The sequence below is a fragment of the Ruegeria sp. AB6 genome (assembly GCF_056542685.1).
The window spans coordinates 249,708-276,083 of record NZ_JBQGAD010000005.1; the positions used below are offsets into that span (position 1 = coordinate 249,708).

Genomic DNA, 26,376 nt, shown 5'->3' on the forward strand with positions numbered 1-26,376 from the left:
CAACCACTTCGGCCCTTGTTCTTTAAGATCGGTTTTTCAGAACGACCAGCGAATGCCCGCAAGGAAATTCGGTCCCTGTGCATCGCTGCCAACCTCTTGCGAGGCGTTGGCCTCGAACTGCATGTTTGGGATGAACTCATGTTCATATCCAATCAGAACACTCGCGCCCGAGAAGTCGGTGGCCGCAAAGCTGAGGCTTTGGGTTGAGCCAAAGACAGTGACATCCGCATCCGAGTCGCCCAGGCCCTGCCGGACAACGCCGGAAAGCTGACCGACCAACACGCCGCCTGTGTTCAGAGCCTTGGAGGCTTCGACACCCAAACGGACCTCAATCACGTCAGTTGTGGCGTCGTCCACGGTCGCGTTCGCGGATGAGCCGGTTTCGGTGTAGCTGTCATCCTCTTGCCGGGTATAGCGGAGGTCGCCAAAACCGGTCAGGCCGATGGTGCCTGTGGTCTCGAAATCCCGCTCGACACCGGCGTAGACCGTCAGCAAGGTGCTGTCGAAATCGGCATCCGCATCAGCGCTGCCTGAAATCTCGCGCGTGCGGTCGGTGGACAGCCAGCCATAGCCCAGCCCGGCCTCGACCGTATAGGCGCCGATCTGACGTCCGATCGAGGCGTCGATATAGAAGCCGTCCGTGTCAAAATCGGTGGTGTCGGTGTCGCCATCCGTGCGGAACACGCCCAGCCCAAAGGCAAGCGCAGTGCCATTGTCCAACTGTCCCGAAAAGCCGACGCTACCGTTGATCGCCGTGACATCCGTATCAATGCCCGGCACATTCTCGAACCGGCGTGAGGCCGCGTCGAGATGCACATAAGGACGGAAGCCACCAATGCTCAGGCCCGAGACATTGCCGGTTTCGGCATTGCGTGTGACCTGTGCAGCCTCATAGCGCAGCGCTCCGTTCGAGCTGCCGATGAGAGTGCCGTAATAGGCTACGATATCGGCCGATGTCAGAATCTCGGCCGGATCGACAGCGGCATAGACCGGTGCCGGGCCACCTTCATCCTGCACGAACCATCCCGACCGGCCGTCCGAGATAATCGTGTTGAAGTCCCCTGTTTCTGGCGCTGCATCTTCGAAAAAGAACACCGAACTGCCGCCTTGGGCGAACAGATTGACCTGATGATCCTGAACACGGATCAAGCCGTCGACATTGTCCTGAGTGTCCAGATTCAGCGTCCCGGTTCCCGAGCCCAAGAAGATGGCATAGGCATCATCTGTGTCCGAACGCGCCGAGATAGAGCCAACCTCGGTAATCTCGCCGTCGAAATTCTGGATGTTCAGACCAAAGGCCTCGGACGTGTCGCCGCCCGAAGCAGCGGCATTGATCACGCCAGTATTGGCGAATGTGCCCTGCAAATCGGCAATAAACACACCACTGGCGTCGGCATCACCGGTTCCGTTTGCGATAGCGGCGACTGCCGTCAACTGGCCCGAGTTGGTGACTGCGTCATTGTAGACCCCGCCCAGAGACAACGCCTGCGCCGTTGCGCCCGACGCGCCAGTGGCAGACGCAGAGACATTGCCGGTATTGCTTGCTGTCGTTGCGTCGCTGCTGTTGCCCGTGAAAATACCCTGCGACAGCGCTTCATCGGTTTCTGAAATCGCCGTGGTCGAGATCGTACCCGAATTGGCAAAACTTCCCGTCAGTCCACCATTCGCGACAATGCCAGTTGCACGGGCCGAAGAAAGGGCCGAGGCTTCGGCAATCAGGGTGCCGTTGTTGGTCAGCACGCCATCAATGCCGCCATTCACAAGCAGACCAAAAGCGCGACCGTCGCCGGTTTCGGCTGATCCATTGGCCATGATTGTGCCTGAGTTGGTGAAATCTCCGTCCAACCCATTATTAGTCACGAAAACCCCGGCAGCGACACCCAGAGTTTGTCCGTTGGTTTCAACAGTAAGCGTGCCCGAGTTTTCAATATTTCCGGTCATGCCGTTGGCAATAAACGCCCCGAAAGCAGAGGCCGAGGAGCCACCGGACAGATTGTCCGCTTTGGCGCGGACGGTGCCGGAATTGACAAAGTCGCCATTCAAGCCGCCGCTGATGTCGATGGCGGATGCAAAGGCGTTGGTCGATCCTTCGGCCCGCACGTTCAGTGTGCCACTGTTTTCGATCTGTCCTGTCGAGGTGCTAGTGATGTCCAGGGCATGGGCGCGAGCCGACCCGGTGCTGGCTTCGGCCATTGCCGTAATTGTCTGGGTGTTCAGGAAGTTACCGTCAAACGGCCCGCCGACAATAAAGCCTGTAGCCACCGATGTTTGCGCCGCACTGGTTTGAGCGGCAATCGTGCCAGAGTTCGTGATGTCCCCATCGACCCCGCCAAAGGCGCGCAGGCCAAAGGCGCGAGCCTCGTTCGTGCTGCCAATGGCCGACACCATTAGGGTACCGCTGTTGCTGAAACTGCCAACCATCCCGTTGGTGATCGTATAGCCCCCGGCAGTTGCGGTCGAAAACGCTTCGGCCTGAATACGCAGAGTGCCAGTGTTGGTGATTGATCCGGTCAGGGTGTTGCGGATATCGGCAGCCGCCGCAAAGGCCGAGAAATCGCCCTCGGCTTCGACTGTGATTGTGCCGTCATTAGTGACGTCACCGTCCATTCCACCAAAGACACGCAGGCCAAAGGCCGTCGCCTCGGAGGTTTCGCTTGAAACGTTGATCTGAAGCGTGCCGGTGTTGGCAAAGTTTCCGGTCAGCCCGTTGCGGATGACAAACCCGCCGCCAGATCCCTCGGACGAGGCATTGATCTGGGTCGTAAGCGTGCCGGTGTTGCGAATTTCCCCGTTCAGGCCGCCATTGACCATCAGGGCATGGGCTTCGGCGGAACTGCCCGTGGCGATTATGGTGATCGTGCCACCATTGGTGAAATCACCGTCCATTTGTCCGCTGACAAACAGGCCAAAAGTCTCTGCCTCGGACGCGGTGGAGTCAGAGGCCAGCAGAATGGTGCCCGAGTTTTCGAAATCGCCGTCGAAATCGCCGCCCAGATAATAAGCCGCTCCGCTGGCAGACGCCGTCCCGGTGCCGCGTGCATCAATCGTCCCGCTGTTGGTGATGTTGCCAACCGTATTGCCCTCAACATAGACAGCCGCGCCATCAGCGCTGCCCGAGGTCGTTTGCGCCGTTGCGACGATGGTGCCCGAGTTGATCAGGGCACCGTTCTGGTCGCCTTCGACATGGATGCCCCAGGCAGTCGCGTCATCCGCTGAACCATTGGCCAGAACCGAGATAGTGCCGGTGTTGTTGATGTCGCCGTTTACATCGGTGATCACCTCAACCCCGATGGCATAGACATCGTCCACCCCGTCCGTGGCCGTAGCGCTGATCGTGCCCGAGTTGGTCAGATTGCCGTTCAGGCTTCCTTCAAACTGAAAGCCGAAGGCGGAGGCCTGTTCGCCCGTCTGGGCTGTGACTTGGATCGTACCGGTATTGTCGATGTCTGTTTCGGCGGGGTTCACGAACAGAAACCCGGCCGCAGCCGCGTTTTCAGTCGGAACCGACGAGGACTGTACCAGTATGTCCCCGTTGTTTTCGATCGTCGCCGTTGATTGAGCAACACCGTCGACCACAGTTCCAATCGCCAATGCGACGGCATTGTCGCTGCTGACATTGACGTCGATTGTCCCGTTGTTCTGATATGTTCCGGCAAGATCGTCGTCAAACAGGACACCAAGGCCAAGCGCGGACCCATTGGCGTCGATATCAATGTCGATCAACCCGTTGTTGATAACCTGTCCGGTTTCACCCAGATCTCCATTTAGCTCCAGGCCGAACCCAAGTTGTTCTCCGGGGGCGGGGCCGGAGATCGTTCCGTCATTGGTAAAGACGCTGGTGTAATCGGTGTTGATCTGCACGGCGGGGCCAGAATCCGCGGTCAGATTAACAGCCCCGGTTTCGGTGATCGTTATGTCCTCGTCGATGAGAAAGTCCGCCGGGGTCGTCTGCGGTGCAGAAATGACAACATCCGCAGAAGCAACAGTTGCGCATGCGCTTACCGCTATCGAGGCCAGGAATACCGAAGGCGCAACACTGGCCACCCGGCCCTTCCACTTCACAACACGACCGCCTCTTGCCACACGTGCCGGCGTGTGCTGCTTTGCGCAACTATTCATTGCATACCCCCAAAGATGAACTCGTTAACGATATGTTAACATTAGTAGCCAATGCGAGTTGGGGGCGTAAATGGTGGAAAGTGTTTAGTTGGAAAATTTTGTCAGATTGCAATTTTGCAACAGCGGTCTTCGTATTGCGACTTCAAGATGCCCATCGAATCTTCTGGTCAACAAGCGTCGGAAAACGTTGAAATAAAAATTCAGCGCGTTTGTGCAAAAACCGAACCTTGTTGCACCCCAATGGACACCAATTTTTGAAGTATCTATGTGCCCTGGTGTTTCAATAATCCGCTAAAATGAGTCAGATTGTTTGATGTTTTATATGTTTGTGGGCCGTTTTCGTCGAGCGCAACTTTTGCGCGAAAAGAGAAGGCGGCGCCAATTTAGCACCGCCTTCAACTGTTAAATGCAAAGTTTGCTACGGCAAACCTGTTTGTCAAAACATCAAACAGTAGCGCCCTTGATGCGAATTGCCGAACCCAAGGCCCCTGCGCACATCCCGACGACCACTGCGATAAGCAGTTCGCCTGTTCCGAAATTGGCGAATGACCAATGCGCAAAGATTAGCGTTTCAGCGACGCCAACAACGCCTCCCATCACCGCGCCAAGCAAGGGGTTGCGGGTCATCATACCCAGTGCCAGGCCCAATATACCGGGCAGGCTGATTATGTTGGCTCCGATTGTTCCCAGAAGTTCCAGCATATCTGCCTCCTTTTTACTCGGACCGATTGGTCAGGAATGACCGGATTTCTTCACTTCCGTCCGCCACCTGTTGACCCAGCGGTGTCGGTGCGTCAGCAGCCAGCTCTTCGGTGATTTCCTGATACCGCTGCAGATGTCCAGGTGGCAGGCTGTGCGCGATCCCCTGGTGGCAGTCGATGCAGGTCATGCCGGTGTCGATGGCACGCTGATGCTCGGACGCCGCACGATTTTCCTGAAGGGTGAAATCCATATAGTCGAAGTTGTGACAGTTGCGGCATTCACGACTGTCTGAAGCTTTCATCTTTTTCCACACAGCGGTGGCCATGCTCAGTCGATGTTCTTCGTATTTCTCGGGCGTGCCGATGGTGCCGGCCAGCTCGTGATAGACATCCTTGACCGCCATGATCTTGGCTTTGATCTTGTGGTTCCACTCATGCGGCACGTGGCAATCCGAACATATAGCCCGCACGCCCGAGTGGTTGTTGTAGTGGATCGTCTCGCGGTATTCGCCGAGGTTCGTTTCCATCGTGTGGCACGAGGTGCAGAACTCTTCGGTGTTGGTCAGTTCCAGGGTCCAGTGGAACCCACCCCAGAACAGGATACCGGCGAGGAACCCTGCCAGCACCAGAAAGCCCGAGCTGAACAGAACGGTCGGTGTCCAGATCGCATTCCAGATGCGGCCGATCCAGCCGCGTTTTTCGGGGGAGTCTGCCATTTCGGTGCTCCTTTCAGTCAAGCGTTGGATCAGTTTCCGGAAGAAGGTTCAAAAACGTTATCGACAAGCGCCGGCGTGTCTGCCTGTGGGACATGACACTGGTTGCAGAAGTACCGAGTACCGGCGATTTGATCCAGTTCACGTCCTTCGCGGTCCAGATAGTGCGTCATCGATAAAGTGGGTGCGTTGCGCTCACCCGCCTTTGTCCAGTCGTGGCAGGACAGGCATTGGTTGGTCCGCAGATCGATTTGGTATTGTTCGATTGAATGCGGGATCAGCGGGGGTTGCTGCCGGTAATTCCTCTGCATACGTCCTTCGATAGTGCGGTGGACCTGATCGAGTGGAACGGGTTCATCAACCTCGGCCCCGCGCAGGGCTTCGACTTGCGCGGATTGGGCAAGGGCGAAACCGCTCAGGAGTATGACGGGGATCAGGGCTGTGACGCCGGTCAGGATTGGCTTGTTCATCTTGGCACTCCCTTAGGTGGGTCTGGCTGCGCGCTGAATGGGCGCGGGAACGGGATCGGAAGGTGCGGCGACGTGGTCGTCGAACCGGTGAGTAAACTTGAAAACATCAACCGCGCAAACATCGATACAGCGGCCGCAATTCGTGCAGTCGGGCGACAGGATCAGCGGTGTGGTGCCGGTTTTGCCGCGCAACGCGGGTGAGATGACGTGGTTTTCCGGGCAGACGGCAAAGCAATCCATGCAGTCGTCACAGGCTGCGCGATTGGGCGCGCTGACACGCAACATCGCTTTGGTGCCGATTAGGCCATAGAATGCTCCGACCGGGCACAGGTGCCCGCACCATCCGTGGCGAGACACGAACAGGTCGAAGAAGAAGATTGCAACGATCATCGCCCAGACAAAGCCCGCGCCAAAGATCAGCCCGCGATGCAGCATGGTGATCGGGTTGATCAACTCCCATGCGATGACGCCGGTCAGACCCGAGACGATCAGTACGGTGGCCAAGATCCACAGCCGCGTACCGCGCTTGGGTTGCCAGCCTTTGGGCAGGTCCAGCTTGCGGTGCAGCCAGTGGGCGGCATCGGTTACCGGGTTGATCGGGCAGACCCAGGAGCAATAGACGCGCCCGCCGATCAGCGCGTAGGCGACCAGAACAATCAGGCCTCCGATCAGGGCGGTCAGTTCGGGCCAGTGCCCGGCAACCACGCTTTGCAGCAGAACAAATGGGTCGGTCAGCGGCAACACGCCAAGGGTCAGCGACCCGGCCAGCGTGCCTTGAACGATCCAGATGCCGAACCATGGGCCCAGCAAGAACAGGACCAGAAAGAACAACTGTGAGGCTCGGCGCAGCAACAGGTATTTGTGCGCACCTAACCAGCCTTTGGCTTCGATTGCCTCTTGGCCGACGGGGAGATGTGTGCGTGCACTCATTGTCCAGCCCCCGGCAAATTGTATCCCGGCGCAAAGCCGCCCGGCGTGACCAGATTATCGGTACCCGGTCCGGGCAGGCGGTCGGGTAGGTCGATGATACCTTCGACCACGGGCGCGCCTTTGGCGGCTTTTTCTTCCCAGCCTTTGCGATAGTGGTCGGCACTGCTACCGCGTGCCAGCCGGGTAGGCAGAACCTTGATCGCGGCTTCCGGTAGAACGCAGCTTTTCTCGCACATTCCGCAACCGGTGCAGCGGTCGCCGTGTACGGTAGGGAGGAACAGCGCATGGTGTCCCGAACGGGTGTTATGCGCGGTCTCAAGCGTGATCGCCTCGTCAATTACGGGGCAGACGCGGTAGCAGACGTCGCACCGCAGCCCTAGGAAGTTCAAGCAGTTTTCCTGATCGACCAGCACGGCCACGCCCATATCGGCGTCATCGATGTTATCCAGCGACGGGTCCAGCGCCCCGGTGGGGCAGGCGGCGACACAGGGAATGTCGTCACACATCTCGCATGGCACGTCACGAGCGGTGAAATAGGGTGTGCCGGTGGCGACGGCATCGACGCCAAGCTCGGCCAGCTTTAGCGTGTTGTAGGGGCAATCCCGCACGCACAGACCGCAACGGATACAGGCGGACAGGAAGTCTTGTTCCGGCAAGGCACCGGGGGGACGCAAGGCCTCGGCTGGCAAAGCCCGCGCGTCGCGTGCTAGCCAGGCCAACAGCGACCCGGCCGCAACGCAGCCGCCAGCGGCGCGCGCCGAGTCCTGAAGGAACCGGCGCCGCTGCGGCGAGAGGGGAGAGCCAACACCTGACATGGGTCTTACCTTTGCCTTGCCAGTTTCTTATGCGCGCTCGACCTTACAGGCGCATTTCTTGTAGTCGGTTTCCTTCGACAGCGGGCAGGTTGCATCCAGCGTCAGTTTGTTAGTCAGCTGGTGCTCGTCAAACCAAGGCATGAAGACCAGCCCACGTGGCACCTTGTTGCGCCCGCGGGTTTCGACCCGGCTGGTCACTTCGCCCCTGCGGGTGGACAAAACAATTTCCTGACCGCGCCGCAGACCGCGATCCCGGGCGTCGTCGGGGTGCATGAAAACAACAGCTGACGGGAAGGCGCGGTGCAATTCCGGAACCCGGCGGGTCATCGAACCCGAATGCCAGTGTTCCAGAACCCGACCAGTACAGAGCCACAAATCGTATTCATTGTCCGGCTCTTCAGCAGCAGGTTCGTAAGGCGCGAAGATAATTTTGGCCTTGCCGTCCTTGTGGCCATAGAATTTCACGTCGGCCCCTTCGGGTACATAGGGGTCATAGCCTTCGCGGAAACGATAAAGCGTTTCTTTGCCGTCCACGACCGGCCAACGCATACCGCGTGCCTGATGGTACATTTCGAACGGTGCCAGATCGTGCCCATGACCGCGCCCGAATTCGGCGTATTCTTCGAACAATCCTTTCTGCACGTAAAACCCAAAATGCTGTGCTTCGTCATTGTCGAAACCTTCGGCAGTTTCAGAAAGCGGGTATTTGTCCACATTCCCGTTCTGGAACAGAACCTCGAACATCGTCTTGCCGCGATGCTCTGGCATCTTGGCCAGCAGCTCTTCGCCCCAGACTTCTTCTACGGTGAAGCGTTTCGAGAATTCCATTAGCTGCCAAAGGTCGGATTTAGCCTCGCCCGGCGCTTTAACCTGTTGATGCCAGAACTGAGTGCGGCGCTCGGCGTTGCCATATGCGCCTTCTTTCTCGACCCACATAGCCGTTGGTAGGATCAGGTCAGCTGAAACTGCGGTGACGGTTGGATAGGGATCTGAAACTGTGATGAAGTTTTCAGGATTGCGATAACCGGGATACCCTTCCTCATTGATATTCGGGGCGGCTTGCATGTTGTTGTTGCACTGAACCCAATACGCGTTCAGCACACCGTCTTTCAGCATTCGGTGTTGTAAAACAGCGTGGAAGCCCGGTTTTGGCGGGATTGTACCTTCGGGAATTTTCCATGCGGTTTCACAAATCTCGCGGTGCTCGTCATTTGCGACAACCATGTCCGCGGGCAGGCGGTGGGCGAATGTGCCAACCTCTCGGGCGGTGCCGCAGGCAGATGGTTGGCCGGTCAGCGAGAAGGGCGAGTTGCCGGGTTCGGAAATCTTGCCAACCAAAAGGTGGACGTTGTACATCAGCGAGTTCACCCACGAACCGCGCGTATGCTGGTTGAAACCCATGGTCCAAAGGCTCATGACTTTCCGGTTTGGATCCGCATATTGTTTCGCAAGTTTCTCAAGCTTGTCAGCGGGAACACCTGAGAGTTCAGATACATATTCCAAAGTGTAAGGCTCAACAGCTTTGGCATATTCTTCGAAGCTGATGGGTTCCATTTTGCCCGAGTTCGGGTTTTCCGCGTCTTGCTGAAGTTGGTTTTCGTCGCGCAGGCCGTAACCGATATCGGTTGCCGTCTTGGTGATGTTTACGTGCTTTTTGACGAAGTCTTCGTTCACCGCGCCATTCTGAATGATGTAGTTGGCGATGTAGTTCAGGATCGCCAAATCGGTCTGTGGGTTGAACACGATGCCATTGTCCGCCAATTCGAAAGAACGATGTTCAAATGTTGACAGAACATGAACTTCGCTGCCCGGTTTGGTCAGACGCGTGTCTGTCAGGCGCGACCACAGGATGGGGTGCATTTCGGCCATATTGGAACCCCACAGAACGAATGTGTCTGCGTGCTCGAAATCGTCGTAGCAGCCCATCGGCTCATCTATGCCGAAGGTCCGCATGAACCCAACAACAGCAGAAGCCATACAATGGCGCGCGTTGGGGTCGATGTTGTTGGAGCGGAAGCCCGCTTTCATCAGCTTGGCGGCGGCATAGCCTTCCCAGACCGTCCACTGACCCGAGCCGAACATGCCCACGCTGGTCGGGCCTTTCTTGGCCAGCGCCTCTTTCCACTTAGCGGCCATGACATCAAAGGCTTCGTCCCAGCTGACCGGTTCGAACTCGCCATTCTTGTCGTATTCGCCATTGGTCTTGCGCAGCAACGGAGTGGTCAGGCGGTCTTTGCCATACATGATCTTGGACAGGAAATAGCCCTTGATACAGTTCAGGCCGCGGTTCACCGGCGCGTCCGGGTCGCCCTGAGTGGCCACAACGCGGCCTTCCTTGGTGCCAACCAGAACGGAACAGCCCGTTCCGCAGAACCGGCACGCGGCCTTGTCCCAGCGGATATCCGGTGTCGCCGCCTGAGCGTCGGCCGCGCCTGTGGCCAGCGGAATACCGGCGGCCGAGGCCGTGGCTGTGGCAGCAGTGGCCTTGAGGAATGTCCGGCGTGATTCAGAATGTGTCATAGCGTGAGCCTCCGGCTGGTGGTTTGGCTTAGGGCATCGGGACGCGGGCGGGTCTCTGCAAGGTCCTCGAAATGGTGATAGGTCAACGTCAGAGACACGACCCCGGGGATCTGGTGCAGATCCATGATGGTCTCGGACGCAAGGCGTTCAGGGGTATCTTCGACCACGACGACGAAACGGCCGTCTTCGGTCTGGGCGTGGATTTCCACACCCGGTGTATCGCTCATGGATTGCGCCGCAGCCGTAGCGTAGTCGGGCGCGACATGGGCAAGGCAACCGCAGATGTTCATTGCACAGCTTCCATTTTGGGTTGAGGGGTGTGGCCCAGCGAGATGGCATCCGCCGGGCAAACTGTAGGGCAGAGCCCGCAGCCGGTGCAGGCCGCTACATCCAGTGTCGGTTTGGCCCGACCACCGGTTTGCAGCGAGAACCGGATCGCGCTTTCTTCGCAATTGTCCTGGCAGAGGCGGCAACTGACGCCATTCATCGACAGGCAAGAGTCCAGCTTCAGCGCGGCACGCCATGGCCAGTCGAAAACAAGGTCGATGTCCAAAGCAGGGGTTGGGCAAGCATTGGCGCATTCGCCGCAAAAAGTGCAGGGATTGTCTGAGGGTTGAAAAACAGGAAAGCCGTCCGCAGCGATTGCAATCACGTCCTCAGGACAAGCCGATGCGCAATCGCCGCATTTCGTGCAGTGCTTCAGAAAGTCAGGCCCGACCGATCCCGGAGGTCTGGCTGTCACACCGTCCTCATCGTTAAATCTCGCGCTCAGGAAGGCGCGCCGGGTAGTCACTTGGCCCATTCTCAAAGACCTGGCTTTGCTAGATTCTGTTCGTCGCTATTCCCGATTAACGGCTTCGTTCAGCGCCGGATTTGATATTGATCAATTTCTTGGCAGTTTTTGCATGGAACTTAAAAAAATATGCATGCAAAAAATCTGTTTTGTCAAATTGTTGCAGGTGCGCTGACAGCCCGGCAAGCGTCGGGACTGACAAAGACAAGCCAATTTATCTTTTGGGCTTCGCCGTTCTGAGCAGCAGAATGAAAACGAAAATCGACCCCAGTGAGGTCGTCACAATTCCGACCGGCAGTTCTTGCGGGGCAAGCATCAGGCGGCTGAGGATATCGGACCCGGTCAGCAGTACCGCGCCAACCACGGCTGCCGTCGGGACAAGGTGATTGTGCAAAGGACCAGCGATGCCGCGCGCAATATGTGGAACCATCAGGCCAACAAAGCCGATCACTCCGGCGACCGACACAAAAACGGCGGTCGCGAGCGCTGCAACAAAGAACATTTTGAACCGTAGCGACTGAACCGGAACGCCCAGTGTTGTTGCCGTGACATCTCCGGTCAGCAGCGCATCCAGCCAGCGGCTACGATAGAGGGCATAGGCCAGAATAAGCGCCAGCCCGGCGCAGACCAGCGGGAAGGTTTCCCATCGCGCCAGACCCAAACCGCCAAGCATCCAGAAGATGACGGAATGGGCAGCACGGTTATCGCCTGCGAAAATCAGGTAATTGGTTAGGGCTGAGAACAGGAAGGACACCGCAAGCCCGGCTAGGATCAATTTCTCAGGCGCGCTCGTCCGCAATCCGTGTACCAAAGCCAGCACGATGCCAGAGGCCACCAGCCCTCCGCAAAACGCCGCCAGCGGCAAGGTCCAGAACCCCAGAATGTCCCCGGTTACGGTGATGACGAACACAGCACCCGCTGCAGTGCCCGAAGACAGCCCGAACAGAAACGGGTCGGCCAGATCGTTCCGCGTGGTTGTCTGCAAGACAACGCCAACAATCCCCAAACCAGCGCCGATCACGGCCGCAAACAGCGCGCGGGGCAGGCGCAGGTCAAAGACGATACGGTGCAGGGGCGACACGTCTCCATCCACAAGGCCTGTGCCCAGCAATATGGCCTTGAATGTATCGGACAGAGGGATGGATGTGGTTCCGTAGATTGTTGAAACCAGAAGAAGGGCGGCCAGAATGACCGCCCCCACCAAAAGTGTCAGCCCCAGACGGCCCAAATTAGTTCAGGCCCTTGTGCATGGCCTGTGCCATTTTCGAGATCGCCTGAATGTTCGCGGGTCCCGGCGTTAGTTCTTCGTACCGCAGACCGATCCAGCGCTCGTTTTTGACCGCATCGGTTTGCGACATCACCGGGTGCTCTTGCAGGAATTTGAACGTATCCGCCGCGCCATTTCCGGTTTGATAGTCCAACAGCACCAGGAACTCGGGGTTCGCGGCGGCGACGGCCTCCCAAGAGCTACGGCCCCAGCTTGTATCCATGTCATGGGTCACGTTCTGACCGCCCGCAGCGGCAATCATCGCATCAGGGATGGCGTATTTTCCGGCGGTGAAGGGCGCATCAGCGGGCCCGTCCAGTAGGAATACGCGCGGTTTTGGCAGATCGGCGGTTTTCGCCTCAATCGCGGCCAGCTCGTCTTTCCAGCCTGAAACCAACGCTTCGGCCTTGTCTTCAACATGCATGACCTTGCCCAGACGCACGACATCGTCAAACAGCAGGTCCATGCTGGCCTTTGGGCGGTCCTTATGCAGGTGAACGCAGCTTTCCGACAGGATCATAGTCTTGATCCCGAAGGGCGCCAGCGTTTCCGGTGTCACATCACCGCCGGGCCGCATTCCGTAGTACCAACCGGCAAAGAACAGGTCGGGTTCAACGGCCACCAGGTTCTCGACCGTCGGATATTTCGGGGCCAGTTCCGGGATATCGCCGCGCAGCGAGTCGAACTCGGGACTGGTTTTGTACCAGCCGGTAATCCCGGTCAGGCCGACGATCTTGTCTTGTAGACCCAGTGCAAAGGCCATGTCGGTCATGTTCATGTCATGCACGACCAGACGCTCGGGCTGGGTTTCAAACACCAGCGGTTCGCCGCAATTGTCGACGGTAACTTCATGCGCGGCGGCACCGCCCGCCATGGCTGTAACCAGCGCCACGGACAAGATGTGTTTCATTCGGTAATGCTCCTAACAGGATTGGAAACTGAGGTTTTTCGGATGTCCAGCGCTGGGATCAAGCGGCCCTCGTGCTGGAAAAACAGGTAATCTACGCCGAACGTGTCACGCACGCGGTCGGTGGTCAGCACGTCGGCCACAGGTCCGAACCCGGTAAGACGGGTGGATTTCATCAGCGCGACATGCGTCGCAAATTCCGGAATCATGACCAGATCGTGGACGATCATCACCACTGTGATCCCCAGCCCGGCCACCAGTGACAACATCCGCCCCTTGGCGTCCGGGTCCAGATGGTTGGTGGGCTCGTCCAGAAACAGCAGTGCCGGGTTTTGCGCCAATGCCCGCGCGATATGGGCGCGCTGCCGTTCCCCGCCCGACAGAACCGCCATGCGTTTGTCGGCCAGATCGTTCAGGCTGGTCAGGTCCAAAATTCGCCCAAGATCGGCGGCATGGGCCTCGGCCGAGCGGTCGGCCCGGATCGGGATCTGTCCCAGCGCTACATACTCGCGCAAGGAGAGCCGCCCGTCGGGATATTCCTGCTGGCTGACAACAGCGATCATCCGCGCACGCTCGGTCGCCGACATGCTGCGCAAATTTCGCCCCTTGAACAATACATTGCCGTCCGAAGGATGCTCGGACCCGCATAGAAGGTTCATCAGCGTTGTCTTGCCCGCGCCATTGGGCCCAGCGATGGCCAGAACCGCGCCTTCGTGAAGCGCAAAGGTGATGTCCTGAAGCAGAACTTCGCCGTGATAGGCGTGATAACCGACGCCGTTGACCTGAAGGAACGCATGTTCGGTCATGTGGCCCCCGTCGCCAAGGGCGGCATCCGCGACAAGGTCTTGTGCAACAGCGCCTCGGGGCGATCCGTTGCCTTGGTCCAACCTGTGGAACTGTTTTGGTATTGCCGCGCGAAAGCGGCCAAAGCGTCGATATCGGCCGAGGTTTGAATTTCGCCAAACAGATATTGTGCCTTCGCACCCGCCTGAAATCCAACGGTCAGTGGGTGATCGCAACCGGCCATACACTCAATCATCCGTGTGCCGTAGCCCTCGGGCAGGCGCTCTCGCAGGGCCTCGGCAATCGATTGCGCCGCCTCAGCCCCTTGGCAGGTCGTGCAGATCAGCACCACATGATCCGTCATGCTCCGCCCCACCTGCATGCCGGACGGGCAGGTAAAGGAACGGTTCTGAAGACATCGGGTCGATGTGACATTGAGCCTCTTTCCAGGACACCCCGCCCCGGTTTGGTTGCGTTTGAGATGGCAGGTCTCCTGACTCGCGGGTCTGTGCTTGGCCACCCTTCCCGACCTGATCCGGCCAGTGGGAAATTGGCGTCGCTCACCGCCTACAGTTGCGGGGGCAGTTACGGATTTGGTCTGCACCTTACCGTATTCCCTTTTCATCCCGCGCGTGCAGCATCGGGAACCATCGTAGCGTCACTGCCTCAGATCAGAGCATGGGTCAATACGGATTCCGCAACGTTCCGGTGAAGACAGCGCAAAGGATATTGCTGCTCAGTGGGCAATCAGTTATGCTGCGACGCAGCAAAATCTGAAAGCCGAGGCACCGTTTTGTGGGCTCAAGGGTGCTGGACGTACTATTGTGACCCCGAACTGACCTGCATCAATTAAACCCGCGACCCAAGTCGGTAAGACGTCCGAAAAACCAAAGTTGGCACGCTATGAAAATCCAGGAAAACAAAACCTTCGAGCAGCTCAAGGTTGGCGACACGGCACAACTAACCCGCTTGTGCACGGTTGACGACCTTTATGCTTTTGCCTCGGCCTCGGGCGATCACAATCCGCTGCATCTGGCAGCCTATGACGGGGATGGCGACGGCCTTGCCGAAGCCGTCGCACCCGCGCTGTGGCCCGCCGGTCTGGTCGCAGCCGTGCTGGGAAACTACATGCCCGGCGCCGGAACGCAGACTCGGCGCGCGGATTTGGCCTTCCACCTCCCGGTGCTTGCTGGTGAAGAACTGACTGCCTTTGTCGCTGTTGAGGAAAAGCGCGACGATGGTGATCTGCTCTGCTCAGCCGAAGTGCGACGGGTCGTTGACAATGCACTGGTTCTCAGCGGCACCGTTCAGGTCACACCGCCTTCGACGCATATGGAGTTCGACTCGGTCGAGGTCCCTGGCCTGATCGTGCAGCGGCACCGCCATTTCGACGCGCTGTTGGCAAAAGCGCGCCCACTAGAGCCGATGCCAACCGCCGTTGTTGCGCCAGAAGAGCCCAACTCTCTGAGCGGCGCGTTGCTGGGGCATGCCAATCATATTATTTCGCCGATCCTCGTCGGGGACCCCGATAAAATCGCCGCTGCTGCCGCAGAGCTGGTGGCCGACTTGTCGGGCATCGAAATTGTCGAGGCCCGCAGCCACGGCATCGCCGCGCACCGTGCCGTGGATCTTGTAGTCGAAGGACGCGCGCAGACCCTGATGAAGGGGTATCTGCATACGGATGAGTTGCTGCACGCGGTTTTGCGTCGTGAAAAAGGGCTGCGCACTGGGCGGCGACTGTCACATGTGTTCGTAATGGATGTTCCGGGCATGTCGCGCCCGATCATGGTGACGGATGCGGCGGTGAATATTGCGCCTGATTTGGAAACCAAGGCGGATATCGTGCAAAACGCGATTCACCTGGCACATTCTTTGGGAATCGAACAGCCCAAGGTCGGCGTGTTGTCGGCGGTTGAGACGATCAACCCGCATATGCCGTCATCGGTCGATGCGGCCTTGCTGTCGAAAATGGCGGAGCGCGGTCAGATCACCGGCGGGTTGGTCGATGGGCCGCTGGCGATGGACAATGCGGTTGATCTGAACGCCGCCCGTACCAAAGGGATCACGTCAGAGGTTGCTGGTGCTGCCGATATTCTGGTCGCGCCTAATATTGAGGCCGGGAATATGGTGGCAAAACAGTTGACCTTCATCTCTCATGCCGAGGCGGCAGGGGTCGTGATCGGTGCGGCCGTTCCGATCATTTTGACATCACGATCCGATGATGATGCCTCGCGATTGGCATCCTGTGCTGTAGCCGCGCTTCATGCGCATGCAAACAAGGGTAAAATCCATGGCTGATCATGTTGTGGCGCTGAACGCCGGGTCTTCTTCCCTGAAATTCGCGCTTTATGAGCTGGTTGAGGGCAATCGCCCCAGTATGCGCTGGCGTGGCCAGATCGAACGTTTGGGCGACGCACCACGTTTGCTGGCCCAATCCGCTGGAGGACGCTCGATCGACCGTCCTTTGACCAACACCAAAAGCCATGACGAGGCGATCCACGCCTTTCTGGAAATGGCGCGGGAATACCTGCCGGACATCCATGTACGTGCCATCGGGCACCGCATCGTCCACGGGGGTACTGTTTATTCCGAGCCGGTGCGCATTGACGCCTCGGTTGTCGAGACGTTGTCTGGGTTCATACCTTTCGCGCCGCTGCATCAGCCCTATAGTCTTGCAGGGATACGCGCAGCCAGCGCGGCCTTCCCGGATACAGCGCAGATCGCCTGCTTTGACACGGCGTTCCATCGGACGCACCCTTGGGTCAACGACACCTTCGCCCTGCCGCAGAGCTACTATAACAAAGGCGTACGACGGTACGGGTTTCACGGGCTCAGCTACGACTACATAACGCAAAAGCTGAAAGAGATCGCGCCGGGCTTGTACAACGGGCGCGTGGTTATTGCGCATCTGGGTAACGGGGCCTCGATGTGTGCGGTTTCGGGTGGTCGGGCGGTGGCCTCGACCATGGGGTTCTCGGCGCTAGACGGGTTGCCAATGGGAACGCGCAGCGGGCAGCTTGACCCTGGTGTTGTGCTTTACATGATGCAGCAGGAAGGCCTGTCGGCGGATGAGATTGCCGAGATTCTGTATCGCAAATCCGGTCTGCTGGGTCTGTCGGGGATATCGTCGGACATGCGCACCCTTCTGTCCGCTGACACGTCCGAGGCGCGTAAGGCCATTGACTATTACGTCTTCCGCATACGCCGCGAATTGGGCGCATTGTCAGCCGCACTGGAAGGGATCGACGCGCTGGTCTTTACGGGTGGTGTTGGCGAGAACTCGGCCGCAATCCGGCAGATGGTGTGTGACGGCATGCGCTGGATCGGGATCGAGATGGATCACGCCCGGAATGCCGATGGCGGCACGGTTCTTTCAACTGATTTCAGCCGCGTGCGGATTCTGTCGATTCCGACGAATGAGGAAATGGTGATCGCCCGCGCGGCTGCGAACCTAATGGAGTGACCTAGTCCTGCGGCTTTTTACGGGTCTTGGCGTATTTCAGCAGGACCCCAAGAAGTGCACTGACAATTTCAGGAGTCAGCGTGCCAAGCGGATCGCGCCTAATGCCGGTTACGGCGTTGCGCGCATCCGCGAAGTTTTCTCGGATTTCGGTTTCAATATCTTGCAAAGCCATGTCGCGCAGTTCGACGGCATCCGACGTGTCTGTCTGTGCCGTCATGGAATTCGCAACTACCGCAAGCAGAACGGCCACTACCAGATCAATCCCGGCCACAATCAGCGCGGCCGAGGTCGTTGACAGAGTCTCTGACAGCCAGAAAAACCCGGCCACGTTCAGCATCACGGCGGCAAGACCCACGGCAAGACCTGCTGCGGCATAGATGCCTGTGCGCTTTGCGGCAACTGCGACTTGACGCTGTGCAATCAGCCGTTCAGCGCGCAAAATGATCGAGATATTTCGGGAAATGCGGCTCATGTCAGGCTCCTACCGGGATCGACCGATCATGTACCCAAGCGCAAAGACGCCAAGGGCGAATAGGATGGGCTTTTTATGCGGCAAATCCTCGAATTCTGTCAGAACTTCATCAATTTGGGCAGTCCAATGGCCGAGGTTGTCGACGAATGCATCGGCTGGTTCCGGGGTCTTGGGTGGCTCGGGGTTGGCGTGTTCGGCCAACTGGCGGCGCAGTTCGGCGACCTCTGCTTCCAATTCTGCTTTTGTTACCATGGTTGCGTCCCTCTACCGCGATGAACCGCATGTTAGACGGTTTTTCTGTTTCGGTAAAAGGGACTTATCCAGATAGTTGAGCGGGCCAGTGCTTAGCCTGTGCAACACCAGACGCAATCATGATCCGAAAGCGGCGTACCTTCATCCGAGATTGAAGTCAGAATGCCTTTGTCTAGACACTTCAGACCCCGTCCGGCCAGCCAATCCAGTTTCATGACCCGCTCAGGATGCGGAGTGATCAGGCTGGGTCGGGTTGTAGGACCTTCTGCGGTGAAAGACCATGAGTAGCCTTCGCGTTCGGCCAACCCAAACAAGGTTTCACGTCGCCAGTCAAAATCGGGGGGCAGATGGTTGCCGGTGTTCAGGTCCCCACCGATCAGAACGGGCAGTCCGGGCGCAAACGCGTCGATTTCATCTAACAACCGTTGGAACTGTTGATGGCGGTGCGCTGCATCTGCGTTGCTTTCCAGATGAGTGGACACAACGCAAAGCGAACCCTGCGTGGCCGGGATAATGGCGGCGATGGCATTGCGACCGCCGACCCGCGGTTGATCCGGGTCCGTCGCGCCAGTGTCCGAGGCAAACCAATGGCCGTGATCGTCCAGCCGTATCATCGCCGTGCGTTCAAACGGCACCGAGGACAGGATTGCGTTCCCATGCCAGCCAAGACTGTTGAAGTCATCTGTGCAAAAGCCCCGCTCGGTCGCGCCGCCGAGATCAAGTTCGTGAAACTCGACACCGAAGGCGTAGGTCATGCCAAGCGCGTCGGCCATCACTTCAGTGGTATGCCGCTGTGCAGTGCGGGCCATGCCGTGATCGGCCTCGGACAACAAGACGATATCGGGGCTGACCTTGCCAAGTTGTGCGGCGGATTCTTCGGGGAAAAGACACCGTTCCACATTCCAGGCAGCCACTGTGAAATCGCTTTGCAAATGACTGGACGTAGCACGGCCTCCAACTTGCACGGCATTCATGGCAGGCAGGCTGGACAGCAAATCGCGATGCGCTTCAGCCGTGCGCGGCGCAGCCAAGATCGCGTTACGCTGTTCCAGCGTCACGGCGGGCAATGTCTCAAACGTTTGCCCCGTCACAGTTTGCGCCCCGTTTCAGGATCAAACAGCCGCAGGGCCTCGGGCTTCAAATTCAATGTCGCAGTCCCGGTGGAGGCTGCATCATCCTTGCCGATCATCACCGAAAAAGGTTGTTCCCCCACCACGCCATGCAACAGGCGATGGGCGCCGAGCTCTTCCAGAATGTCTACACGGAACGGGATGTTGCCGTGATCGTCCAGTACCACATCCTCGGGGCGAATGCCCAAAGTCACCGGCCCGTTTTGCGAAGCAGGTGCTGGCATCAGACCGTCATAGCCATTGATGCGCACTTCTCCTTGCTCGACCTGAGCTCGGATCAGGTTCATCGGCGGTGCCCCCATGAATGAGGCCACAAAGGTCGAGGCTGGGTTGTGGTAGATTTCCGACGGCGTGCCGATCTGTTCGATCCGGCCAGCATTCAGGACGATGATCCGGTCGGCCATCGTCATCGCCTCGACCTGATCATGGGTCACGTAGACGGCTGTGGTGCCAAGGCGGCGTTGCAGGGCCTTAATCTCGATCCGCATCTGGTTGCGCAGCTTGGCGTCGAGGTTCGACAACGGTTCATCAAACAAGAACAGCGCCGGATCACGCACTACGGCGCGGCCCATGGCGACGCGCTGACGTTGACCACCCGACAGCTGCGCTGGTTTGCGGTCCAGATATTCGGTCAGGTTCAGCATCTTGGCGGCGTCTTCGACCTTGGCCGCGATCTCGGAGGCCGGGTTGCCGCGATTCTTGAGGCCATAGCCGATATTTTTTCGGACGGTCATATGCGGGTAGAGCGCATAGTTCTGGAACACCATCGCGATGTCCCGGTCCGCCGGATCCACGTCATTGACCACCCGGTCGCCGATCTTCAGTGTACCTTCGGTGATCTCCTCCAACCCCGCGATCATCCGCAGCAGGGTGGATTTGCCACAGCCCGAGGGGCCGACCAGCACGACAAACTCGCCGTCCTGAATGGTGAAGCTGGTGGTCTGAACCGCCTGAAAGCCGTTGGGATAGACCTTGCGGATGCCCTCTAATGAAACCTGAGCCATGCGCGTATTCCTTATTTGTCGGATTCTGTAAGGCCCTTAACGAACCAGTTTTGGAAAAAGACGACGATCGCCACGGGTGGGATCATCGCGACAATGGCCAGCGCCAATGCCTGCCCGTGTTCTGGGATCTGACTATCTGTGTAGGACAGCACGATCTGTTTGATGCCCCGGACCAGGGTGAAAAAGCTCTCATCCGTCGTGATCAGTGTCGGCCACAGATATTGGTTCCAGCCAAAGACAAACATGATGATGAAGATCGCAGCGATCATCGTCCGGCTAAGCGGTACAAGGATATCGACAAAGAACTTCCATGGGCCTGCGCCGTCAATCCTGGCGGCCTCGGCCAGCTCCTCAGGGACGGACATGAAGAACTGACGGAAAAAGAACGTGCCGGTTGCGGATGCGATCAGCGGTACGATCAGACCGGTATAGGTGTTTGTCAGGCCCAGTTTCTGGATCGCCTCGTATGAGGGCAGGATGCGCACCTCCAGCGGCAGCAACAGGGTGGTGAAGATCACCCAGAAGGCCAGCGTGGCAAAGCGCAGGCGAAAATAGACGATGGCATAGGCCGCCATCATCGAGATGATAATCTTGCCCACCGCAAAGCCGATGCCAAGGATGAAGGAATTCATCAGCATCAGCGTGCCATCCACCGTCTGGGTGAACCCACCCTTTTCGAACATGGCGGCATGGAAGTTCTTGCCCAGTTTGTCGCCCAGCGTCAGCTGCAACCCCTCGCGGTGGATCGTCACAGCGTCATGGCTGGCCGTGGTCAGCGCCAGCAGCGGTGGTATCATCATCAGCAAAGCGCCTAGGATCAGGACGGTGTGATCGCCGATCGCGCCCCATTTGATGCGGCGGGGACGATGGGTTTCAACGGGAGTTTCGAGTGTTGTCTCAGCCATGTCCAAAGCCCTTACGTATAGTGAATCCGGCGTTCCACCAGGCGGAACTGAAACACGGTCAGGATCAGCACCAGCACCATCAGGATCACCGATTGCGCGGATGAGCCGCCAAGGTCATTGCCCCGGAACCCGTCCAGATAGACCTTGTAGACCAGCGTCATCGGGTTGTTGCCCGGCTCACCCTTCATCAGCGCGTCGATCACGCCAAAGGTGTCGAACAGCGCGTAGGTGATGTTGATGATTAGCAGGAAGAACGCGGTGGGGGCCAGCAGCGGGAAAGTCACCTGCCAGAACCGTCCGGTGGCCGAGCGGTTGTCGATCATCGCCGCCTCGCGCACGGATCGCGGAATGGATTGCAGGCCCGAGAGGAAAAAGATGAAATTGACCGGGATCTGCTTCCACACGGCCACGATGACCATAGCGGTGGCCGTGGCGTTATAGTCCACGCCCAGTTTGAAATCCCAGCCGAACATTTGGAAAAACTTGGTCAGCGGCCCAGTGCTTTGATCAAAGAATAGGATGCCCAGAAACCCGGCCACAGGTGGTGCGATGGCATAGACCCACATCAGCAGCGTGCGATAGGTCTTTGCCCCTCGGATTACCTTGTCCGCCTTGACCGCTAGCAGCAGCGCGATGGCGAGCGAAAAGAACGTCACAAGCACCGAATAAAGGATCGTGAACCCTGCCACGCGCTTGTACTGATCATTGCCCAGCAGCGAGGTATAGTTTTCCCCCCCTACAAAGGTCGAGCCGAACCCAAACGGGTCCTGCAAGTAGAACGAGGATTGCAAAGCCCAGCCCGCAGGCCAGTAGAAGAAGATGGCAATGATCAGCAGTTGCGGCATCAGCAGCGCCACAGGAAGCCAGATCGTGTCAAAGCCCGCGCGTTTCATGAATGGTTCCGTGCGAATAATGAGCGATGGTCGCACCCGGAGGCACGACCATCCAGGGGGTGATAACGGGGATTAACCCTGGGTCTTACCAAAGCGTGCCAGCAGTTCGTTGGCTTCTTTTTCGATTGTCTTGAAGGCGGTCTCGACGTCGGTTTCACCAGTCAGGATACGTCCATATTCGCGGTTCATGATGTCGCGGATCTGGACGTAAAAGCCCATGCGGTAGCCCTTGGTGTTGTCGCCCGCCTTAGCCTGCAACTGGTTCACACCAACTTCGGCGGCCGGGAAGCGGTCATAATGGCCGTCTTTCTTGGCAACCTCATATGCGGCTTCGGTGATCGGTACGTATCCGGTTTCCTGGTGCCAGAAGTACTGGGTTTCAGGCGCGGTCAGGAAGCGGAAGAACTCAGCCGTGGCCTTGTTCTCGTCGTCCGATTTGCCGGACATTGCGAACAAAGCGGCGCCACCGATGAAGGTTTGGGTAGGCTCGGCGGTCACGGCTTCCCAATAGGGCAGCTCGGTCGCACTGAATTCGAACGGCAGGTCTTTTTGCAGGAGGCCACCAAAAGAGCCCGACGAACCCAGCCACATGGCGACTTTGCCTTCTTCGAACGGCTTGGCGTTGTCGCCCCAGCCGGTACCATACCATTCGAACAGACCTTCGTCTTTCCAATCGGTCACGGCGGTGAAGTGGGCCTTGATGGCGTCATTGTTCACCAGGATCTGCGTGTCGATGCCGTCATAGCCATTGTTGTTGGTGGCAAACGGCAGGTTGTGGCGCGACATGAAGTTTTCGGTGAAAATCCAGGGCAGGTGCGACTGGCTGAGCGCGATGTAGCCCGCGTCTTTCAGCGCAGGAGCAGTGGTTGTCTGGAACTCTTCCCAGGTTTTCGGCGGAGTGACACCTGCAGCTTCCAGCGCGTCCACGTTGAAATACAGGATTGGCGTAGACGAGTTGAAGGGCATGCCGATCATCTTGCCGTCGCTGTCGGCATAGAAATACCGCACACCGGCGATGTAGTCGTTGATGTCGAAATTCACGCCATTATCGGCCAGCAGATCCTGAACGGGGATAGTTGCTCCCTTGGCTCCGATCACGGTGGCGGCACCGGCGTCGAAGACCTGCATGACGTTGGGCTGCTCGCCCGCACGGAAGGCGGCGATACCTGCGGTCAGTGTTTCCTCATAGCTGCCCTTGTAGACCGGAGTGATCTTGTAATCGTCCTGCGAGGCGTTGAAATCTTCGGCAATCTTGTTGACGGTTTCACCCAGTTGGCCGCCCATTGCGTGCCACCATGTGATCTCGGTTTCGGCAAAAGTTGCGGTCGCAGTAAAGGCGAGCGCGGCGGCGGTAGCGCTGAAGGTCAGCTTGGTCATGTCTCTCTCCGGTTTGGCCGCGGACCAAGGTTTTGGTCAGCGCACCAGGTTGCGGGGCCGAAGCCCCAGGCAGCGTCAAAAATCTGCACAGATAGGGCGAATCCCATTCGTGATGCACATCTTGTGCACACGTGGTCACATACGCTTTGCATGTGACAGTTCGGTGAAAGATTTTTTGCATTATTGACAAATTATTCAGAAACAGAGGACAGCTAGTGCGTGAGCAGTGACAATGAATATAACACCCCGCGACCCCGGCGGGTGACTGCCCAGATTGTGGCCGAAGCGGCAGGTGTATCGCGGTCGTCTGTGTCACGCGCGTTCACACCTGGCGCCTATCTGGATGCGGATAAGCGGAAAAAAATACATGAGGTCGCGGCGCAGATGGGGTATCAGCCCAATGCGCTGGCGGCAGGGCTGAAAGATGGCCGCTCGCATCTTGTCGCTGTTTTTGTCGGAAATATGCGCAGTGCTTATGATACCGAGTTCGTAATGGCTTTGGTTGGGCAATTGAACGCGCTGAACAAATGGCCGATCCTGATCGACGGCGGCGATCAGTCTGCGGAAAAGGCAATTCAGCAAGTCTTGCGCTACCCGTTGGACGCGTTGATCCTGCGTGGTGGAAGTATGCAGGCCGAAGTCGTCACGCAATGCAGCAAGATCGGGGTTCCAATGATTTCCGCTGGGCGCGTCGTCGAGGCCCAGGGTGTTGACAATGTTTGTTGTCGAAACGCCGAGGGCACCCGGATTGCCACTCGGGTTCTGATCGAAAAGGGAAGAAAGAAATTTGGCTATATCGGTGGCCCCGAGGCTTTCTCCTCTTCTAGCGGTCGCCGGGCTGGGGTACTGGACAGTTTGGCTGAGGCTGGGCTTTCGCTTGTTGCCGAAACCGACGGCGACTTCACTGTCGACGCTGGCCACAGGGCGGCCACCCGCCTGCTGACCACGCATTCGCTGGATGCATTGATTTGTGCCAATGATGCAACCGCGATTGGGGCTTTGACAGCGGCCCGAGACTTGGGAATATCAGTTCCAGAAACCCTGTCAGTTGTGGGGTTCGATGATATCGAGATGGCTGGCTGGCCAACATTCGATCTGTCAACGGTTTGCAATCCGATCGACGAAGCTGTCGAGCACGTCATCCAACTTTTGGAGAAACGGCTGAAGAACCCTTTGAAAGCCAGCGAAACAATTCTGATTAAACCTCACTTCGTGCCCCGCGGCACGCATTGAGATTTTCAGTAATCGGCCACCAGCAAGAAATCGGGCGCGGCATCTTCCTCGATCGTGGCAAAGCGCGGAATTGGGTCCTCGAACACATTGTCGGTTCGGTCATCGTTGACGGTTGAGACTTCGCCTATCAGGCAATCGCCTTTCTCCGCCCAAAAGGCATGCCAGATACCCGGCATCAATGTCACGCTTTCACCGGGCTTCAGGCGCAACAGTTCACCGGGTTGGATTGTGACCGGGCAGTTGTCGCTTGGCACAATGACCGGGTTGTCGCGGTCGATGCCGCCATCCGTGTCCGAGGCATAGATCTCCATCACCAGATCACCGCCGCCCCGGTTGATGATGTCTTCGGCCTTCACGATATGGCGGTGCATGGGTGAGAGTTGTTTGTCCCGCGAGACCAGCAGTTTTTCCGCATAAAGCATACCGCGCCCATTGCTCAGGTCAGTGACATCGCCGTTGCGCAGTGTAAACAAGAACAATCCAAGCTCATCAAATCGGCCCTGACCGTAATCGGTGATATCCCAGCCCAATCCCCGCGCGCGAATGCCCTCGGCCCGAGCGCTGCGCATCTGTTCAGGCGACCATGTTGCGAAAGGAGGCAGAACCGCGCCAAAGGAATGAATGAACGCCTCGGCTGCGGATTTGATCTCGTTGATTTCGGAACGTTTCATCGGTTTGGCCTTCGTGGTCAGAGTTCGTGTGCCCAGGGCGGATTCGCCCCGGCGCGGGATACGGTGACGGCGGCAACCTCGGCCCCTTTGCTTAGAGCGGATCGGATGGCACTGACGTCCACCGAGCGTAGACCGGATTTGGTCAACAAGCCGTCCGCGTCAAGCTGGGCCAGAACGCCCGCATTGAACGTGTCGCCCGCTCCGACTGTGTCGACCACCTGCACCTGTTTGACCGGCACCGAGGTTTCGGACCCGTCGTGTAGATATGCAGAGGCGCCCTCGCTGCCCTTGGTGACAATGACAACAGACGGTCCGGCTTCCAGCAAGGCAGGGACTTTCTCGGCCAGGGATTCAGGTCCGGGGACGATCCAATTCAGGTCTTCGTCAGATACTTTTAAGATGTCGGCCTGTTCGATCATGCGGTTCAGGCGGGTGCGGTACCGGGTCTCATCCGCGATAAAGCCAGGGCGGATATTGGGGTCGAGCATCACAGCGCACGCGTCGGCATGTTGGTCTAATAAGGCCGCATACGCATCCGCACAAGGTTCGCAGGCCAGGCTGATGCCGCCGAAATAGAGCGCTGTGGTGCCGGGCAACTGCGCGGGCATATCCTCGGGCCGCAGCATCCGTCCGGCCGAGTTTTCATCTAGAAAGCTGTAGCTGGCCTGTCCGTCCTTCAACTGCACAAAGGCCAGTGTCGAGGGACGGTCAGAGCGGATGACATGAGACTGATCCACATGGCTGTCTGTCAGCGCGCCGGACAGTTGTGCCCCAAACATGTCGCTGGACAAGCCAGTCAGCATCCCAACCGACGCGCCCAGACGACCAAGCGCTATGGCGGTGTTGAAGATCGCTCCGCCTGAATGGGGGACAAAGCCCTGTGCCCCGTCGGTGGTTGGGGTGGGGATCATGTCGATCAGCGCTTCACCGCAGCACAGGATCATGCCGGGACCTTTCC

The 26,376-nt window shown here is 58.1% G+C and carries 25 protein-coding genes and 1 riboswitch; of the genes, 3 read left to right on the forward strand and 22 right to left on the reverse strand.

Annotated elements, in window-relative coordinates; genetic code table 11:
• Positions 1–36 precede the first annotated feature (36 nt).
• The 13 genes from ACR0DB_RS12815 to ACR0DB_RS12875 form a co-directional block, all read right to left on the reverse strand.
• A complete protein-coding gene (locus ACR0DB_RS12815) occupies positions 37–4,062 on the reverse strand; it encodes a beta strand repeat-containing protein (protein WP_480551348.1) in 4,026 nt (1,341 codons plus the stop codon).
• Positions 4,063–4,563: 501 nt separating this feature from the next.
• Positions 4,564–4,821, reverse strand: a complete 258-nt coding sequence (locus ACR0DB_RS12820; protein ID WP_170773424.1) for a hypothetical protein — start codon at positions 4,819–4,821, stop codon at positions 4,564–4,566.
• 13 nt (positions 4,822–4,834) lie between these two features.
• On the reverse strand, positions 4,835–5,536 hold the full coding sequence (locus tag ACR0DB_RS12825) for a NapC/NirT family cytochrome c (protein ID WP_170773426.1): 702 nt from the start codon (positions 5,534–5,536) through the stop codon (positions 4,835–4,837).
• Between the two features lie 29 nt (positions 5,537–5,565).
• Positions 5,566–6,003 carry a nitrate reductase cytochrome c-type subunit gene (locus ACR0DB_RS12830; protein ID WP_170773428.1) on the reverse strand — a complete coding sequence of 146 codons (438 nt, stop codon included), beginning with the start codon at positions 6,001–6,003 and terminating at the stop codon, positions 5,566–5,568.
• Positions 6,004–6,015: 12 nt separating this feature from the next.
• Complete coding sequence (napH, locus tag ACR0DB_RS12835; protein ID WP_170773430.1) at positions 6,016–6,933, reverse strand: quinol dehydrogenase ferredoxin subunit NapH; 918 nt, start codon at positions 6,931–6,933, stop codon at positions 6,016–6,018.
• A complete protein-coding gene (napG, locus tag ACR0DB_RS12840) occupies positions 6,930–7,748 on the reverse strand; it encodes a ferredoxin-type protein NapG (protein ID WP_170773432.1) in 819 nt (272 codons plus the stop codon). Before napG ends, napH begins: the two co-directional genes overlap by 4 nt.
• Before the next feature lie 27 nt (positions 7,749–7,775).
• On the reverse strand, positions 7,776–10,268 hold the full coding sequence (gene napA / locus ACR0DB_RS12845) for a nitrate reductase catalytic subunit NapA (protein ID WP_170773434.1): 2,493 nt from the start codon (positions 10,266–10,268) through the stop codon (positions 7,776–7,778).
• Positions 10,265–10,558, reverse strand: a complete 294-nt coding sequence (locus ACR0DB_RS12850) for a chaperone NapD (protein ID WP_170773436.1) — start codon at positions 10,556–10,558, stop codon at positions 10,265–10,267. The genes napA and ACR0DB_RS12850 overlap by 4 nt, the downstream gene beginning before the upstream one ends.
• Positions 10,555–11,070 (reverse strand): ferredoxin-type protein NapF, encoded by a 516-nt coding sequence (locus ACR0DB_RS12855; RefSeq protein WP_480551351.1) that lies wholly within the window; start codon positions 11,068–11,070, stop codon positions 10,555–10,557. The genes ACR0DB_RS12850 and ACR0DB_RS12855 overlap by 4 nt, the downstream gene beginning before the upstream one ends.
• A 205-nt stretch (positions 11,071–11,275) precedes the next feature.
• Positions 11,276–12,289, reverse strand: coding sequence for a FecCD family ABC transporter permease (locus ACR0DB_RS12860; RefSeq protein WP_480551353.1), 1,014 nt, complete (start codon positions 12,287–12,289; stop codon positions 11,276–11,278).
• A 1-nt stretch (position 12,290) separates the two neighbouring features.
• A complete protein-coding gene (locus ACR0DB_RS12865) occupies positions 12,291–13,238 on the reverse strand; it encodes an ABC transporter substrate-binding protein (protein WP_480551355.1) in 948 nt (315 codons plus the stop codon).
• Positions 13,235–14,041 (reverse strand): ABC transporter ATP-binding protein, encoded by an 807-nt coding sequence (locus tag ACR0DB_RS12870; protein WP_480551357.1) that lies wholly within the window; start codon positions 14,039–14,041, stop codon positions 13,235–13,237. The genes ACR0DB_RS12865 and ACR0DB_RS12870 overlap by 4 nt, the downstream gene beginning before the upstream one ends.
• Positions 14,038–14,382, reverse strand: a complete 345-nt coding sequence (locus ACR0DB_RS12875) for a DUF1636 family protein (RefSeq protein ID WP_170773446.1) — start codon at positions 14,380–14,382, stop codon at positions 14,038–14,040. Before ACR0DB_RS12875 ends, ACR0DB_RS12870 begins: the two co-directional genes overlap by 4 nt.
• Before the next feature lie 102 nt (positions 14,383–14,484).
• A riboswitch (cobalamin riboswitch) is annotated at positions 14,485–14,684 on the reverse strand.
• 237 nt (positions 14,685–14,921) lie between these two features.
• On the opposite strand from ACR0DB_RS12875, the gene ACR0DB_RS12880 reads away from it, so the two are divergent.
• On the forward strand, positions 14,922–16,316 hold the full coding sequence (locus tag ACR0DB_RS12880) for a bifunctional enoyl-CoA hydratase/phosphate acetyltransferase (RefSeq protein WP_480551360.1): 1,395 nt from the start codon (positions 14,922–14,924) through the stop codon (positions 16,314–16,316).
• Complete coding sequence (locus ACR0DB_RS12885) at positions 16,309–17,481, forward strand: acetate/propionate family kinase (RefSeq protein ID WP_480551362.1); 1,173 nt, start codon at positions 16,309–16,311, stop codon at positions 17,479–17,481. Before ACR0DB_RS12880 ends, ACR0DB_RS12885 begins: the two co-directional genes overlap by 8 nt.
• Position 17,482: 1 nt before the next feature.
• Here the strand turns inward: ACR0DB_RS12885 and ACR0DB_RS12890 are convergent, their stop codons facing one another.
• The 7 genes from ACR0DB_RS12890 to ACR0DB_RS12920 all read right to left on the reverse strand — a co-directional run bounded on the left by ACR0DB_RS12890 (position 17,483) and on the right by ACR0DB_RS12920 (position 23,514).
• Positions 17,483–17,953, reverse strand: coding sequence for a phage holin family protein (locus ACR0DB_RS12890; protein WP_170785889.1), 471 nt, complete (start codon positions 17,951–17,953; stop codon positions 17,483–17,485).
• 9 nt (positions 17,954–17,962) lie between these two features.
• A complete protein-coding gene (locus ACR0DB_RS12895) occupies positions 17,963–18,205 on the reverse strand; it encodes a hypothetical protein (RefSeq protein ID WP_480551364.1) in 243 nt (80 codons plus the stop codon).
• A 92-nt stretch (positions 18,206–18,297) separates the two neighbouring features.
• On the reverse strand, positions 18,298–19,296 hold the full coding sequence (locus ACR0DB_RS12900; protein WP_480551366.1) for an endonuclease/exonuclease/phosphatase family protein: 999 nt from the start codon (positions 19,294–19,296) through the stop codon (positions 18,298–18,300).
• Positions 19,293–20,339 carry an ABC transporter ATP-binding protein gene (locus ACR0DB_RS12905; protein ID WP_170773458.1) on the reverse strand — a complete coding sequence of 349 codons (1,047 nt, stop codon included), beginning with the start codon at positions 20,337–20,339 and terminating at the stop codon, positions 19,293–19,295. The genes ACR0DB_RS12900 and ACR0DB_RS12905 overlap by 4 nt, the downstream gene beginning before the upstream one ends.
• An 11-nt stretch (positions 20,340–20,350) precedes the next feature.
• A complete protein-coding gene (locus ACR0DB_RS12910) occupies positions 20,351–21,244 on the reverse strand; it encodes an ABC transporter permease subunit (protein ID WP_480551368.1) in 894 nt (297 codons plus the stop codon).
• Between the two features lie 11 nt (positions 21,245–21,255).
• Positions 21,256–22,137 carry an ABC transporter permease subunit gene (locus tag ACR0DB_RS12915; protein WP_170773471.1) on the reverse strand — a complete coding sequence of 294 codons (882 nt, stop codon included), beginning with the start codon at positions 22,135–22,137 and terminating at the stop codon, positions 21,256–21,258.
• Positions 22,138–22,209: 72 nt separating this feature from the next.
• Entirely contained in the window at positions 22,210–23,514 is a 1,305-nt protein-coding gene (locus tag ACR0DB_RS12920; RefSeq protein ID WP_170773473.1) for an extracellular solute-binding protein, read from the reverse strand.
• Positions 23,515–23,733: 219 nt separating this feature from the next.
• Between ACR0DB_RS12920 and ACR0DB_RS12925 the strand changes: the two genes are divergently transcribed.
• Positions 23,734–24,747: a LacI family DNA-binding transcriptional regulator gene (locus tag ACR0DB_RS12925; protein ID WP_480551370.1), complete on the forward strand. Its 1,014-nt coding sequence runs from the start codon at positions 23,734–23,736 to the stop codon at positions 24,745–24,747.
• A 5-nt stretch (positions 24,748–24,752) separates the two neighbouring features.
• On the opposite strand, the gene ACR0DB_RS12930 is transcribed toward ACR0DB_RS12925, so the two are convergent.
• Both ACR0DB_RS12930 and ACR0DB_RS12935 read right to left on the reverse strand, forming a co-directional pair.
• On the reverse strand, positions 24,753–25,418 hold the full coding sequence (locus ACR0DB_RS12930) for a D-lyxose/D-mannose family sugar isomerase (protein ID WP_480551372.1): 666 nt from the start codon (positions 25,416–25,418) through the stop codon (positions 24,753–24,755).
• Positions 25,419–25,435: 17 nt separating this feature from the next.
• Positions 25,436–26,362: a carbohydrate kinase family protein gene (locus tag ACR0DB_RS12935; RefSeq protein WP_480551374.1), complete on the reverse strand. Its 927-nt coding sequence runs from the start codon at positions 26,360–26,362 to the stop codon at positions 25,436–25,438.
• Between the last annotated feature and the right edge of the window lie 14 nt (positions 26,363–26,376).

Coding starts and splice junctions, on each gene's coding strand:
- ACR0DB_RS12820 (WP_170773424.1), bottom strand. CDS start 4,821: ATGCTGGAACTTCTGGGAACAATCGGAGCCAACATAATCAGCCTGCCC.
- ACR0DB_RS12825 (WP_170773426.1), bottom strand. CDS start 5,536: ATGGCAGACTCCCCCGAAAAACGCGGCTGGATCGGCCGCATCTGGAAT.
- ACR0DB_RS12830 (WP_170773428.1), bottom strand. CDS start 6,003: ATGAACAAGCCAATCCTGACCGGCGTCACAGCCCTGATCCCCGTCATA.
- napH (WP_170773430.1), bottom strand. CDS start 6,933: ATGAGTGCACGCACACATCTCCCCGTCGGCCAAGAGGCAATCGAAGCC.
- napG (WP_170773432.1), bottom strand. CDS start 7,748: ATGTCAGGTGTTGGCTCTCCCCTCTCGCCGCAGCGGCGCCGGTTCCTT.
- napA (WP_170773434.1), bottom strand. CDS start 10,268: ATGACACATTCTGAATCACGCCGGACATTCCTCAAGGCCACTGCTGCC.
- ACR0DB_RS12850 (WP_170773436.1), bottom strand. CDS start 10,558: ATGAACATCTGCGGTTGCCTTGCCCATGTCGCGCCCGACTACGCTACG.
- ACR0DB_RS12855 (WP_480551351.1), bottom strand. CDS start 11,070: ATGGGCCAAGTGACTACCCGGCGCGCCTTCCTGAGCGCGAGATTTAAC.
- ACR0DB_RS12865 (WP_480551355.1), bottom strand. CDS start 13,238: ATGAAACACATCTTGTCCGTGGCGCTGGTTACAGCCATGGCGGGCGGT.
- ACR0DB_RS12870 (WP_480551357.1), bottom strand. CDS start 14,041: ATGACCGAACATGCGTTCCTTCAGGTCAACGGCGTCGGTTATCACGCC.
- ACR0DB_RS12875 (WP_170773446.1), bottom strand. CDS start 14,382: ATGACGGATCATGTGGTGCTGATCTGCACGACCTGCCAAGGGGCTGAG.
- ACR0DB_RS12880 (WP_480551360.1), top strand. CDS start 14,922: ATGAAAATCCAGGAAAACAAAACCTTCGAGCAGCTCAAGGTTGGCGAC.
- ACR0DB_RS12885 (WP_480551362.1), top strand. CDS start 16,309: ATGGCTGATCATGTTGTGGCGCTGAACGCCGGGTCTTCTTCCCTGAAA.
- ACR0DB_RS12890 (WP_170785889.1), bottom strand. CDS start 17,953: ATGAGCCGCATTTCCCGAAATATCTCGATCATTTTGCGCGCTGAACGG.
- ACR0DB_RS12895 (WP_480551364.1), bottom strand. CDS start 18,205: ATGGTAACAAAAGCAGAATTGGAAGCAGAGGTCGCCGAACTGCGCCGC.
- ACR0DB_RS12905 (WP_170773458.1), bottom strand. CDS start 20,339: ATGGCTCAGGTTTCATTAGAGGGCATCCGCAAGGTCTATCCCAACGGC.
- ACR0DB_RS12910 (WP_480551368.1), bottom strand. CDS start 21,244: ATGGCTGAGACAACACTCGAAACTCCCGTTGAAACCCATCGTCCCCGC.
- ACR0DB_RS12915 (WP_170773471.1), bottom strand. CDS start 22,137: ATGAAACGCGCGGGCTTTGACACGATCTGGCTTCCTGTGGCGCTGCTG.
- ACR0DB_RS12920 (WP_170773473.1), bottom strand. CDS start 23,514: ATGACCAAGCTGACCTTCAGCGCTACCGCCGCCGCGCTCGCCTTTACT.
- ACR0DB_RS12930 (WP_480551372.1), bottom strand. CDS start 25,418: ATGAAACGTTCCGAAATCAACGAGATCAAATCCGCAGCCGAGGCGTTC.
- ACR0DB_RS12935 (WP_480551374.1), bottom strand. CDS start 26,362: ATGATCCTGTGCTGCGGTGAAGCGCTGATCGACATGATCCCCACCCCA.